Genomic DNA, 13,508 nt, shown 5'->3' on the forward strand with positions numbered 1-13,508 from the left:
TTGAGCCTATATTTATAATCACTGTTTGTTATTAAAAAGTGACTAAGCGTTTACCTACATTCTCTTATTTGTTTCAGTTAACTCCTTTTTAACTCTCTATATACCCATGTCCTAATAAACAAAGCCACTTTTTATTAATTATAAAGTGGCTTTGTTTGGTTGGACTAACGCATAGTGAGTTGTTGGTTTATTTCTTCAAAAATACCGGCGTCGTCTATGGTTGAAGGGATTTGTAGTTCGTCGCCATCAATAAGTTGGCGTAAATTTTTACGTAGTATTTTTCCGGAGCGAGTTTTAGGTAAGCGCTCTACACTAACTATATTTTTTAAACATGCTATGGCGCCAATTTGATTGCGCACTGAGGCAACAAGTGCCTTTTCGACTTCTTCGCTTGACCCTGTAAAGTCATTTTTAAGTACAATCATGCCCATTGGGAGCTGGCCTTTTAGTGGGTCGTTAACACCAAATACAGCGCATTCGGCAACCGCAGGATGAGCCGCTACAATTTCTTCCATTTCGCCGGTAGAAAGTCTGTGGCCTGCAACATTTATAACGTCATCAGTGCGGCCCATTATGAACAAGTAGCCGTCTTCATCTATATATCCGCCATCGCCAGAGAGGTAGTAGCCCTCGTATTCACTTAAATAACTGGCTTTAAATCGGGCTGTGTCTTGCCAAATAGAGGGTAAGCATCCGGGTGGTAAAGGTAGTTTTATAACTACGGCCCCTTGTTCGTTAGCTGCGCATTCATTACCGTCCATGTCGAGTATACGAACATCAAACCCCGGTGTAGGTACGGTTGAACTGCCAGGTTTGGTTGTTAATGTTTCTATTCCTACTGGATTACACGCAATGGCCCAACCTGTTTCGGTTTGCCACCAATGATCGAGTACCGGAAGTTGAGTTTTCTCTTTTAGCCAATTGTATGTGGGCGGATCGAGGCGTTCGCCTGCTAAAAATAATCGTTTTAAACTAGAGGTATTATATTTTTTAAAGCCTTCAGCATTAGGATCTTCTTTTTTGATTGCTCTAAATGCTGTGGGGGCACTAAATAAAGCGCTTACTTTATATTCTTCCACTACTCGCCAAAAAGCAGTGGCGTCGGGAGTGCGCACAGGTTTGCCCTCATATAATACGGTTGCACATCGGTACATTAATGGTGCATACACAATATAAGAGTGCCCAACTACCCAGCCAATATCTGAGGCTGCCCAAAATACCTCGCCTGGCTCCATACCGTAAACAGTTTTCATACTGTAGTTCATCGCTACGGCGTGCCCGCCATTTTCACGTACAACACCCTTTGGGGCGCCTGTTGTACCTGAAGTATATAAAATATAAAGTGGATCGTTGCCATTTAAAGGTGTTGGATCTGCCGCCTGTGCGGTTTTCATTGCGTGTGTCCAATCTATATCGCGTTCGTTGACCATATTGGCAGTAACTTGGTCGCGCTGATAAATAATACAGTGATCTATTTTATGATTGGCAAGCTCTATGGCGTCATCAATAAGTGGCTTGTATTCAATGATGCTATCGACCTCTATACCGCAAGAAGCGCTCAGTATGAGTTTAGGTTTTGCATCGTCTATACGAACGGCAAGTTCATGCGCTGCAAACCCACCAAATACTACGGAGTGTATAGCGCCTAAGCGAGCACAAGCTAACATACCAATAACAGCTTGTGGGATCATGGGCATGTAAATCACTACACGATCGCCTTTTTGTACACCAAGTGCTTTTATTACGCCTGCAAATTTAGCGACTTCTTGTTGTAGTTGAGTGTAAGTATAAGTTTGCTTTGTATTGGTAACAGGCGAGTCGTAAATCAGCGCAGTTTGGTCACCAAAGCCTGCAATTACGTGTTGGTCGAGCGCTAGAAAGCTGGTATTTAATTGTCCATCGCTAAACCAATGATAAAGGCCGTCTTTATCCTGTGTATATGCTTGGTTTGGTGTTTTGTACCAGGGGATATTTTTACTTTGTTCTAGCCAAAATTGGGCTGGGTTTTGTTTAAAGCTCGTGTATTGCTGTTTATACAGGCCTGACATAATAGGCTCCTAAAACTAAATATGTATGAGAGACCTTACAAAAGGTAGGCTTTTTTATGTGGCTAGGCTATTCGACCTTGGTCGGCTAAAAGTTAATCACATGGTTAATATGCAGTTGCAGTTGCAGTGAGTTTGACAAATTAAGGCGCGCGGCTCAGCATAGCCTCATATTTGTAAGGAATTAATTGTATGAGTAACGACGTTAGAGTGGGTGTTGCCGTTATTATTATGCGACAAAACACTATTTTATTAGGTGAGCGAATTGGTGCGCATGGTGCAAATACATGGGCAACGCCGGGTGGACATTTAGAATTTGGCGAAAGCGTTGAGCAGTGTGCAATACGCGAGGTATTTGAGGAAACAGGGCTGAATGTTAGTCAAATAACTAAGCTTGATTTTACTAACGATATTTTTAGTGCTGAAAACAAACACTACATTACTTTGTACGTAAAAGCTGATTACGATGGTGGTGAGCCTGTGCTAAACGAGCCAAATAAATGTATACAGTGGCGCTGGTGCGATATTAATAACTTACCTTCACCACTGTTTACATCACTTAAAAACTATTTAACTACAGCAACACTTACGGCTTAGTTGATGGGCTTAATATTAACTTTTTAAAGCTCACTTGTGCGTAGTCACCGTTTTGTTTGTCGAGTGCCCACTCGCCTGTGCCTAAACAGCCAGGGTACCAAATACCTTTAGACGATTTAGTACTACATTGGTTATAAGCACCGGCCTTGAAATAATGCCAATCGGCAGCATAACCATGCGGGTGATCTTTGTCGTCCACTTTGCCGTTGGCATCAACATTGTTTCCTAAGTTAATTGAGTAGTTAACATCCTTTTTGCCTTTTGCGCTAAAGGTAAGGTGCATTACATTACCATGTACGTTTACGGTATAGCTAAAATCTTCACCAAGCGCTATACCTTCAACACCCGGATCATTAGGGTTTTCCCACGTGTTTCCCCATACTGGGTATGTAATATCAGTTCGGTTAGGATCTGTTTTTGGTAAGTTACGTTCGTAGTTCCAAAAAACGGAGCCCATTTTATGGCCGGGCCATTTTTTGTAATAAATTTTAAGAGGCTCATTTCCCCAGCCATAACCCAGTTTTGTATCTATTAGGGCTTGGTCTTTCCCCGCATGAATTTGTCCTACCACCACAGAATATGCGGCTTTTTTACTTGAGTCTGTAGCGCGTAATGCCACATGATCAACCTTCAACGTGGCTTCCATTTTTCCACCTACAGAGCCAAAGCGCTCAGAGAGTGGGTGAACAGCTAATGCAAAATTATTTTTTGAACTTTTTGTTTTTATTTTTGTGTTAGTACCGCGGATCATTTGCCTTAACTCACTGCGGGTGTTGGTAGAGTTAGCGCTGGTTAAAGCTTTATTTGGCGAGGTGAATACCATGTAACCTTGATCGCCAAGATAGAAAAAATCAGGGTGCGCGTAAGTTTGAATTTCTTCAACATCAATTGTGTCTATTTTACCGTCGTTGTTTAAATCAACAGGTACGTTTATTTTCCATTGTGATAAATCAAACTTTGATGCAGGAACAGGTGTATTGCTATCAATAGGTGTGCTTGTATTTGCGCAGCCCATAAACAGCAACGGAGTAACAGCAGCCAGTGCTGTGAGTTTAAAAGTAGATGTTAGGTTTTTCATTGTTGTCTCTGTGTGATGATGTTAATGAAGGACAATATCGACCTTGACTAACGTTAATCTAACATACCAATTTAAAATATCAACATTACCAATTACTGTGTTTTTTATTTTTTGCTTTTAGATTTGGTTATACCAATGTGGTTTTTGAGCTTTTTTTTAATGTATTTACGTTGTGCCTTTTTAATATGCTTTGTGAGCCATTTTGTCATTTTTGGCATGAGTTCTGGTGCAAAATTATGGCCCATACCAGGCACTATTTTTAGTTTTGCCTTTTTTATTAGCATGGCCGTTTTTTTTACCTTCACCCACATTAATGACTACATCATGACTACCATGAATGACCAATGTAGGTGTTTTAATTTTTCTAATTAAATGTTGCCTATCTTTACTGGCAGCCATTGCAATGAGCTGGCGTTTGTAGCCATTAGGGTTGTTTGAACGCTCAACTATTTGTGTTGCATGAAGCCGAAGGGCGGCTTCTGTTTGTGGGTAAGCTGGGCTGCCAATTAGTTGGTTTAGTTTAATGTTGTAATTAATTGCTTCATCACGGCTTGGTGTTTTTGGTTTTAATTTGGCAAGCTTAATAAATACGCCAATGCTTTTAGCGCTCAGCCTTGGCAAGCTTGAACTTGACATAATAGCGGTTAAGCTCAGTACCTTTTTTTTATGTTGCGCTGCTATTAGCTGGGCAATCATTCCACCCATAGATGCACCAACAAAGTGGGCTTTTTTAATTTTAAGGGCGCTCATAAGCGACAATACATCGTTTGCCATATCATCGAGCAAATAGGGAGTTCGGCTTTGTATAGGAAGGCGCTTACTCAGCCAAGATTTCACTAAACTAGGAGAGGGGTAATGATCCAAATGAGTCGACAGTCCGCTATCACGGTTATCAAAACGGATAACTCTAAAGCCATTTTTAACCAAACCATAGTATAGTGAATCTGGCCATACGGTCATCTGAGCACCCAAACCCATTATCAGAATAACTGCAGGAGAGTGTTTATTGCCTTCATCTTGATAGTTAAGCGTTATACCGTGCGGTGTTTTAATTGTTCGCATAGCCAAGTTAGGTTATCAGCTTTACTAAAATTGTAGTGCGTATTTATTACAGTTTATTGGCAGTGGTAGGAAGCGGAAGTTTCCATTTGTTTAAAATTGCTTCGTACTCACCGCTTTGCTTAATTATTACAAGTGCTTGCGATAAGGCGTTGGCTGTACTTTCTTCAAGCATTTTATTACTGGCAAAATAAAGCGTTGAAGGAAAGTTATCTAAGTGAATGCGCTTGGTGATAAGGTTTGGATCTAAGCCCGACATTTTTAACTCGTTTTCTAATGTGAGTGTATTCATTAAGGCAAAGTCGATACGTTTTTTGTAAAGCATTTGCCAAAGTTGCTGGTAGTAGCTCACCAATACTAAGTTTTTGTCTTCTTTAAAGCCCATTTGCTTTAAATACTTAGCACTTGAGTAACCACGAATAGTGCCTATTTTATAAAACTTAGTGTGGTTTAAGTGCGTGGCTTCTGCTTTATTGCTTTTTAAGCTAACTACGTAGGCATCGGTAAAATAAACACTGCCTAACCATTTAAAGTTATTTGTGCGCGTAGGGGTTTTTAATAAAGAAAGTAAAATAGTGTTTGGATTACTTTCAAGCTCGTGAAATGCGCGCGCCATGGGCATTATTTCAAATTTAGCGTTTAATGATGTGATTTTTAAAACGGCTTTGGCTATGTCAACAAGCGCGCCATCAGCTTGGCCATTCTCGTTTTTAAAGTGATAAGGGTGCAAATCTTCGGCAATAAAGTTTACTGTACTCATTGCATTTACCGCAGTACAAAACATAAATACAAAGGCGCTAATTACAACACGCAGGTACATAAAAAAGTCTTTTTTAGCCAACATTGGTTGAGTTTAAATAATATTGCCTGAAATATAAACTTAAATGTTTAATAAAAGTAAATCAAAGTAAAATTACCCCTTATTTGTTTTAAAGTATTCTAGTGGACTGCACGAATACCAACGTTTAAAAGCACGATTAAAAGAGCTTTGATCTTTAAATCCGAGCAGCAATGCTAGCTGTGCTAAATTAGGTTTATTAGGCAGTTCGTTAATACGTCGCTTTCGCTCGTTTTCAAGCATGAGGGCAAACGTTGTACCGTGCAATTTTAAGTGCCGTTGCAAGGTGCGTGGTGTCATACTTAGGACATTTGCAGTGCGTATTAACGTACAATTTTGTAAATCGAGCTTTGCCATTAAAATTTGGCTGACATTTTCAGTTATATTTTGCTGGTTAGTAAAATGACTTAATTGCTGATCAGATACTTGCTTTAGTGCTAAATAAATAGCAGCGTTATCAGTTTTAAAGTTCAGGTTTAAATAGCTACTCGGAAAACAAATTTCGTTGTGTTTTGCATTAGTTAAAATTGGGCAATTAAACCATGTTGCTAGCGTATTTATTTGCGGTTGAGTAAAGTGATATTGAAAGCTAACTTGTGTCGGTGATAATTCGTTATTGAGTAATTGGCGTACAACACTCACCCAAGCTGTCATATTTCTTAGTACTACTTGTTCATTACATTGAGCATGGGGAAACCAGCGGATAGTTGCTTGGCTTTTTTGTTGCTCAAATTGTGCTTTACCTATATTTGCCACTAAGCGGTCGTAATTTAAAAGCGCTTGTATAGCGTTGCTTAATCCGTTACTGGACTCGACTAAATATCCCAAAACGCCATAGTCAGCCGTACGAATATGCTGACCTAGTCTAAAGCCAAATAAAGGATCTTTAAGTGTATTTTGAGCATAATTAAGCAATGCGTTATAGCTTTTGAGGCTTATGCGTGGTGATAGTTGTTGTTTTGTGCGATTACTAAATTCAGTAAAATTAATTGCCTTTAGAGCATCTTCATTATTTAAACCTTGGCTTTGTAGATAATCAAGAATACTAGAAAAGTAATGATCGGCAATGGTTTGCATTTGTCGCCTAAAGCTAAAAAATGATCGCGTATGAGCAAGTTTGCCACGTTAAATTTTATTATGCTAGAGGCCTTATTTTAAGTATTGGTCACTTATGGTTTCTATAAATTTAAAATGTACTTTATTTACTCCGCCTGAGAAGGTGGCGGCTGTATTGCTGGAACATGCCTGTCTAGGGCGTTTTTTTAATGCTCAATTTTCACAATTAAAACCCCACAATAAAGGTGAAATGAAAGGTGGGGCAGGTGCCATAAGGCAAGTTAAAACGCCGCTTGTTGCTTTTAATGAACAAATTATACACGCCAGCAGTAATCATATTTGTTACCGCATAATGGGTGATAAGCCGGTGGAGAATCATCAAGGAGACATATATTTAACTCCCATTGAGTATGAAGGTAATACAGCTACAGTGCTTAGGTATTGTATCGCCTTTAGGCCACCATGGTGGATGCCGGGTAGCTTGATAAGGTTACTTGTTAAACATGATATATCGCAAGCACTTAAAAAATTACAGCATTATTTTAAGAGGGCACAACATGACCATTGAAGTCATTTTACTTGCACTTAGTCCCATTTTTTTAGTATTTGTTAGTGTTGAATTTATTAAATACAGGCGTTTTTACGATATAAAAGACAGCATGGCGAATACGGCCTTGGCGTTATTGCACCAAGGTGCTGATGCGGTTTCTTTAATATTACTGATGCCATTATTTAATTGGTTATATGAATACCGCGTGTTCGATATAGAGCTCTCGGTATTTACTGTTTTGTTTGCCTTTATATTTCAAGACTTTTTGTATTATTGGTTTCATAGGGCGTCGCATAATATTCATTGGTTATGGGCTGCACATGTTGTGCATCATAGCTCTACAAAAATGAATTTTACAACGGCATTCAGGCAAAGCTTAATGTATCCCTTAGCAGGTATGTGGGTATTTTGGTTACCCATGATTTTAATCGGCTTTGATCCTATAACGGTACTTACAGTTGTTGCGTTAAACTTGGCATATCAGTTTTTTGTGCATACACAAATTGTTAAAAAACTTGGGTGGTTTGAAAGCGTATTCAATACACCGTCGCATCATCGTGTTCATCACGCTATAAACCGAGAATACTTAGATAAAAATTTTGCAGGCGTACTTATAATCTGGGATAAGTTGTTTGGTACATTTGTTGAAGAAGACTCTAATAAGCCATGTAAGTATGGCATTGTGGGGCAGTTAAATAGTAATAATCCAGTCACAATTACATTTCATCAATGGTGGCATTTAATTAAACAAACTTATACAGCAAAAGGGTTTAAAGCTAAGCTAAGTATTTTATTTGGTTACCCAACTAGTTCGCAGAAAAACAATGATAATGACGTGAGTTATAAAAGTTAAGAGTGGTTATCCACTCTTAACTTTGTTGTCTAAGGAAAGAAACTATTGTGCAGTAGTAATGACTGTATCAATCAAATGAACCACGCCATTGCTAGTGTATATGTCGGTAGTTGTTACGTTACTACCAGCAACTTGCAATGAAGTTGCAGGTAAGCTTACTTGCCACCAAACATTGCCTACACCTTGGCCATTTTCATCGCCAGGAGCGGTATCGCCTGAGTAGGTGTATAATGGACGACCTAGATATGCAACTTGCATAGTGCTATCTGCACGAGCAATAAGTGATAAACCCGGTATGTTTTCAATAGAGTCCGCTGTGCCCAGCACTGGTGGCCACGTTGTAGCACATGTATCTTCACATACGCTCATTGACTCACCTAAGTCGTTGTCAAAAACGTAAAGCGTTTTACCCGCAGTGCTATCAGCCATGCCTGTTACTAAGCGTGCGTTGTCTGCATCGTATGCAACACTGTCTGTTGCAGCATTGGTGGTACTAGTAAAGTCGACAATGTTTACACTTATCATGTTTTCAGCAAGCGTAGTGACCATTTTACCGTTTGTTGCAAACGCATCTGTACTACCTACTTGAGCACCTAAAACGTGCTGCGTTAATACGCCGGTTAATGCATCTGTATCAGCGAGTAGCGCGTTTAAGGTATCCGTTGGGATTTTACTAAATGCGGCGTTTGTTGGAGCAAATACGGTGAACGATTTTGTCGTATCATTAAACGTATCAACTAAGTCAGCAGCTTGTAAGGCTGTCACTAATGTTGAAAGTGCGTCTGTTTCTGTTGCAACAGTAGCAATTGTTTTGGTAGGTGTGCCTACTTCGGCTGGTGGCATAATGACCTTATTGAGTACATGAATTACACCATTATCGGCTGTTACATTTGCCGCAGTGACAGCAGAGTCGTTGATAAACAGTGCGCTGTCTACGTATGATAGGGCGGCCATATCGCCATTTGCCATTTCCACTTTATTATTTTCGCTATTTGCAATGGTGACTGCTGCGTCAGATAAAACGCTTGCATCAGCAACTACATGGTAAAGTAAAATATCGCGAAGTGTATCAGTGTCTGCAAGTAGTGCATCAATAGTGTCTTGGCCAAGCGCTGCAAAAGCGTCATCGGTAGGAGCAAATACTGTAAATGTATTGGTAGGATCAGCAACTAAAGTGTCTAACCCTGTAGCACCTAGTGCGGCAATCAGTGTTGTAAAGTTACCATTATCGCTGGCAACATCAGCAATTGTACCAAAGCTTTCAGGCAGTGTTACATCAGCCACAATAACTGAATCGATTACATGAATTACCCCATTAGTTGTAGCAATGTCTTTAACCACAATATTGGCACCACCAAACATTAACATGTCTGTTTCGGCATTAATTGTAATTGGAAGAGCGTTGCCTAGCAGCGTTTCTGCAGATTGACCATTTAATGACATAGCAGTTACCGAATCAACCGCGCCAGTCAAAACATGTTGCTTTAAAATGTCGCCAAGTACATCTGGGTTTGCTAAAAGCGTATTGATCATTTTGCTACCAACGGCTTCAAAGGCCGCGTCGGTGGGTGCAAAAACAGTGAACTGTGCTGATTCGTCGCTTAATGCTGCTGTTAAACCCGCAGCGTCTAATGCAGCAAGTAACGTGGTGAATCCACCTGCCTGTTGTGCTGTTTCGACGATATTGGTAGTTGGTGCTGCTTCAGCAGTGGCGATAGGCATAAGTACGGCATCAATTACATGAATGATGCCGTTGTCAGTTGCAATGTCAGTCATGGTTACTGTGCTTGTGTTTATTAACAAGCTATCGCCATTTAACGATAAAGCGACTTTGCCGCCGTTTACAGTGTCAACCGTTGTACCAGCAAGACCAATTGCTGCTTCAGCGTTAACGCTACCTGAAACTACGTGATAAGTAAGTATTGAACTAAGTGTATCTGTATCTGCTAGCAATCCGTTTATTGTGTCTTCGCCAAGTAGCGCAAAGGCATCATCGGTAGGAGCGAAAACAGTAAATTCTTGGCTAGTGTCGGCAAGAGTATCGTCTAAACCTGTTGCCTCTAATGCTGCAACTAAAGTGGTAAAGTTACCCGCGTCTCTTGCTACATCAACAATGGTTGAAGATGATTCGGGCTCAACTTGTACAGGGGTGTTATCGTCATCATCGTCATTACACCCTTGTGCTAGCAACAAGGGAAATGTAATGAGGCATACCTTCAGTAATTTGTTCATGACCTGATCCTTCTGTGTGAGATGTAATTAACAATCTCGTAACGTTACGGGCATTTTTTTATAATGGATCAGGTTTTTTTGGGGGGTTTTTGAACGTTTGCATCTGTGGAGTTTGTTAGGGATTAAACTATTTATCGCTTTTTACTACGTGGCGCCCCAAATAAAATAAATATATGACAAGCACATACAGATAAAAAAGCACTAATACCCAGCGCTCCGCCATAATTATTAATTTTAGGAACTAAATATTCAAATAAGATCGCAAAAATCATTGCTGCACTGGTTATTGTATATACACCAAAACGCTTTGGCGTACTCATACCAATAAACGTACCACCAAAAAAAATGGCACTATAAAGCTCGGGTTGTAAGTTAAAATAATAAAAAAAATAGTAAGCAATTATAGATAAGCCGGAAGAGGCGCTAACAGGGCTAAAAGGCTTATGTTTAGCAAGTGAAAATGTAAGTAAAGCGCCGCAAAATGCAATGGCAGGGTATTCTATTGTCATAAAAAAGAACCTTTAGCTAGAGCAAATACAGCAACGCTTACAAATGCAATACTTCCTAATTTCCCCCCAAAGCCAGAAAATAAATTTAAAGTAAGTACATATAAACATGCGCCTATAAGTGAAATAAACCCCAGTTCCCAGTAGCTGCTAATTAAACTCGACGAGCACATGCCAGCAAAACTCCCTGCATAGATAGCAGCGCTCGGGTGGTTTTTAAATAACTGAGAAAAAGGAATAAATGAGCCCGCAAGCCCTACTAAAGATGCAGCAATAACTGCAGGTATATTAAATACAGTGTGTAATACAAAGCACAGTAAGCAGCCAATAAAAAAAGCGATGAATTTTACGAGGAAGAATTTAAGCATAGGGCGCTTAGTTTAAAGTAACTCGGGAATGTTTAAAAGCAGTGCTTACTATTGCGAGTGAATAGTTAAAAAAATCAAATAAAGCTACCGTAAGGTTTAAATATGCTCAAAAGAAGTGTTTTGTGTAATGTAAATTACAATTTATGTATAATATAGAAAACTTATTAAAGATTAAGAAATAACCAAAGGTAATTTATGTCTAATTGTTTGCATTTGGCAATTCCGGCCGGCGACTTAGAAGTAGCTAAAACATTTTATTGTGACGTACTCGGTTGTAAAACCGGTAATAGTGAAGAGGGTCGTTGGGTCGACATCGACTTTTGGGGTAACGAACTTACATTACACCAAAGCGTTGAACGATTACCTACTGTTCGCCATGATGTAGATATGGGGGCGGTGGCGGTTCCTCATTTTGGTATTCACTTATCTGAAGATGAATTTAACAATTTAAAAAAACGTATAGAAGATGCTGGCTTAGAATACCTAGATAAGCCATATCGTCGATTCATTGGCGACGAATTTGAGCAAGAAACATTTTTTATCGAAGATACTAATGGCAACGTGCTCGAAATGAAGACTATGGTTAACCCCGAGGTTTTATTTAAAAAAGTATAACTTTTATAAAAGCCACTTTTTAGTGGTTTTTTTATGTGTAAAATTTGACGATTTTATAAATCGACTAACGTAAGCGGTGTTGCTTTTCTTTTTAGCTTTTCATGGTACATAGCAGCATCGCCAGCTTTTAAAAGGTCGTCAATGTTTTTAGGTGGGTCACTAAATACAGCACTACCAACACTCGCTTTAATGGCTAATTGTTCAGTATTATGATCAATAGTGAGTTTGGCTAATTCAGTTTTTAAAAAGTGAACTTTTGGGCTTACCTGAGCCTTAGTATAAAAGTGCGCTAGCACTACAAATTCATCACCTCCTAAACGTCCTATGGCATCGTTACTGCGCACAATAGCTTTTAAATGGTGAGCAACTTTACACAGTGCTTGGTCTCCAACGGCGTGACCGTGAGTGTCATTTATTTGTTTAAAGTCATCTAAATCTATATAAATTAAACAGAGCACACCGCCACTTTTTATATGATGTTCTATTAAATCTGCCGATTTTTTGCACCACCCTCTGCGGTTTAGAATACCGCAAAGATGATCATAATCGGCTTCGGTTTCGGCGCGTTTTTTTGCAATCCTCATCCGACTAATACGCCTTGAAACCGCCACAGCGAGTAAAAATGACTCTACAGCAAAAGCTATAATTAACCCGTAGCGACGCATAAATGGACTTTCGTCTATTAATAATATTCTAAAAATCATACTGACAAATACAAAGCTTAGAGCAATAAACACCAGTGTTGCTTCACGAATGCCTTTGCGTGCTTGCAAAGCGGAAAGCACAAAAACACACCCTACAATACAAAGCGTTACATAGCCTGTAGCTTTACTTAAAAGAGCCCATATTTGAGGGGTTTTAAACAGTATTTGTAAAACGCTAAATAGCATGACAACTACAGCTAAACACTTTAAGGCAGTATCTACTTTTGGCCAGCTTGTTTTGATTTGTAAAAGAGCGCAAATAAACCATGTCGCGCTTAGAACACATAGGCCAATAAATAAAAGGTATATGTTAAATAAACTGCTGTTGTGCTGGGAGGTTAAAAATAAATACAGCTGCCCTTCTTGCATAAGAATAAAGCCACCAATACAAAAAATGTATAAGCTGTAGAGCTTAAATGTATCGTCGTTAAGGCGGCTCCCCATAATTAATACATACAATATAAGGGTGATACACAAGCCGTAAAATAGCCCTAAAATTAGGTTTTGTTGTTGGCTTTTTTGAATAAATACAGGCATTGGTTGCCACTTAAATACCGGGCGAAACTCGACTGGAGAATACAAAGTTAATAGGGCGGTTGTTGCACCTGAGTCGATAAAATAAGCTGGTTTGTTGTATCTAATTGGATTGTGTATTCCATCGTTTTGGCGCCACTCAAAGCGCTCAAGGGTAGAGCGGTTAAAGCTAAGAACACCAGCTTGCTTTAACTGGCAATTTACAGAGTATTGAACTCTGCCAGACTGAATTTTTAGTCTTAAAGGCGTTTGTTTATTTAATGTGTTTACTGAAGTGATTTGTGGACTAATTTGTTTAATTTCACAATGTTGATTTGCAAATGCAGACTTATTAAATGAAAGACTAGAAAAAACAAAAAAAACACCTAACAGCAAATACCTTTTTAGTTGCGTTTTAAGAGTGTTAGGTAGGAAAATTGCATTAAACTTTTTGTAAGCCATAGGCGCAAGATAAAAATACTACATAATTTTAT

At 39.2% G+C, this 13,508-nt stretch carries 12 protein-coding genes and 1 pseudogene; 4 read left to right on the plus strand and 9 right to left on the minus strand.

The window, feature by feature from the left end; genetic code table 11:
• Nucleotides 1-164 precede the first annotated feature (164 nt).
• The gene (locus MTP24_RS03200) at nt 165-2,048 is read right to left on the minus strand and encodes a propionyl-CoA synthetase (RefSeq protein WP_243532757.1); all 1,884 of its coding nucleotides are present in this window, start codon (nt 2,046-2,048) and stop codon (nt 165-167) included.
• A 189-nt stretch (nt 2,049-2,237) separates the two neighbouring features.
• Here MTP24_RS03200 and MTP24_RS03205 point away from each other — a divergent pair, with 189 nt between their 5' ends.
• Complete coding sequence (locus tag MTP24_RS03205) at nt 2,238-2,642, plus strand: NUDIX hydrolase (RefSeq protein WP_138740154.1); 405 nt, start codon at nt 2,238-2,240, stop codon at nt 2,640-2,642.
• Here MTP24_RS03205 and MTP24_RS03210 read toward each other — a convergent pair.
• The 4 genes and pseudogenes from MTP24_RS03210 to MTP24_RS03225 all read right to left on the minus strand — a co-directional run bounded on the left by MTP24_RS03210 (nt 2,632) and on the right by MTP24_RS03225 (nt 6,694).
• Nucleotides 2,632-3,720, minus strand: a complete 1,089-nt coding sequence (locus MTP24_RS03210; RefSeq protein ID WP_243532760.1) for a polysaccharide lyase family 7 protein — start codon at nt 3,718-3,720, stop codon at nt 2,632-2,634. The two genes, MTP24_RS03205 and MTP24_RS03210, sit on opposite strands and share 11 nt — an antisense overlap.
• A 104-nt stretch (nt 3,721-3,824) precedes the next feature.
• Nucleotides 3,825-4,782, minus strand: a pseudogene (locus tag MTP24_RS03215) (alpha/beta hydrolase).
• A 46-nt stretch (nt 4,783-4,828) separates the two neighbouring features.
• Nucleotides 4,829-5,599, minus strand: coding sequence for a transporter substrate-binding domain-containing protein (locus tag MTP24_RS03220; RefSeq protein WP_243532762.1), 771 nt, complete (start codon nt 5,597-5,599; stop codon nt 4,829-4,831).
• Between the two features lie 93 nt (nt 5,600-5,692).
• Nucleotides 5,693-6,694, minus strand: a complete 1,002-nt coding sequence (locus tag MTP24_RS03225; protein ID WP_243532764.1) for an AraC family transcriptional regulator — start codon at nt 6,692-6,694, stop codon at nt 5,693-5,695.
• A gap of 94 nt (nt 6,695-6,788) precedes the next feature.
• Between MTP24_RS03225 and MTP24_RS03230 the strand changes: the two genes are divergently transcribed.
• Both MTP24_RS03230 and MTP24_RS03235 read left to right on the plus strand, forming a co-directional pair.
• Nucleotides 6,789-7,241: an SRPBCC family protein gene (locus MTP24_RS03230; RefSeq protein ID WP_243532767.1), complete on the plus strand. Its 453-nt coding sequence runs from the start codon at nt 6,789-6,791 to the stop codon at nt 7,239-7,241.
• A complete protein-coding gene (locus tag MTP24_RS03235; protein WP_006791828.1) occupies nt 7,231-8,076 on the plus strand; it encodes a sterol desaturase family protein in 846 nt (281 codons plus the stop codon). The genes MTP24_RS03230 and MTP24_RS03235 overlap by 11 nt, the downstream gene beginning before the upstream one ends.
• A 42-nt stretch (nt 8,077-8,118) precedes the next feature.
• Here MTP24_RS03235 and MTP24_RS03240 read toward each other — a convergent pair whose 3' ends face one another.
• From MTP24_RS03240 to MTP24_RS03250, 3 genes are all read right to left on the minus strand, one after another.
• Nucleotides 8,119-10,308, minus strand: a complete 2,190-nt coding sequence (locus MTP24_RS03240) for a fasciclin domain-containing protein (RefSeq protein WP_243532769.1) — start codon at nt 10,306-10,308, stop codon at nt 8,119-8,121.
• Between the two features lie 131 nt (nt 10,309-10,439).
• A complete protein-coding gene (locus MTP24_RS03245; RefSeq protein ID WP_243532771.1) occupies nt 10,440-10,817 on the minus strand; it encodes a hypothetical protein in 378 nt (125 codons plus the stop codon).
• Nucleotides 10,814-11,182 carry a hypothetical protein gene (locus MTP24_RS03250; protein WP_243532773.1) on the minus strand — a complete coding sequence of 123 codons (369 nt, stop codon included), beginning with the start codon at nt 11,180-11,182 and terminating at the stop codon, nt 10,814-10,816. Before MTP24_RS03250 ends, MTP24_RS03245 begins: the two co-directional genes overlap by 4 nt.
• 195 nt (nt 11,183-11,377) lie before the next feature.
• Between MTP24_RS03250 and MTP24_RS03255 the strand changes: the two genes are divergently transcribed.
• Nucleotides 11,378-11,797: a VOC family protein gene (locus MTP24_RS03255; protein WP_006791832.1), complete on the plus strand. Its 420-nt coding sequence runs from the start codon at nt 11,378-11,380 to the stop codon at nt 11,795-11,797.
• Between the two features lie 53 nt (nt 11,798-11,850).
• Here the strand turns inward: MTP24_RS03255 and MTP24_RS03260 are convergent, their stop codons facing one another.
• Nucleotides 11,851-13,410, minus strand: a complete 1,560-nt coding sequence (locus MTP24_RS03260) for a diguanylate cyclase (RefSeq protein ID WP_243532775.1) — start codon at nt 13,408-13,410, stop codon at nt 11,851-11,853.
• Nucleotides 13,411-13,508 lie beyond the last annotated feature (98 nt).

It is taken from the genome of Pseudoalteromonas sp. APM04, from assembly GCF_022809815.1.
GTDB lineage: Bacteria > Pseudomonadota > Gammaproteobacteria > Enterobacterales > Alteromonadaceae > Pseudoalteromonas > Pseudoalteromonas marina.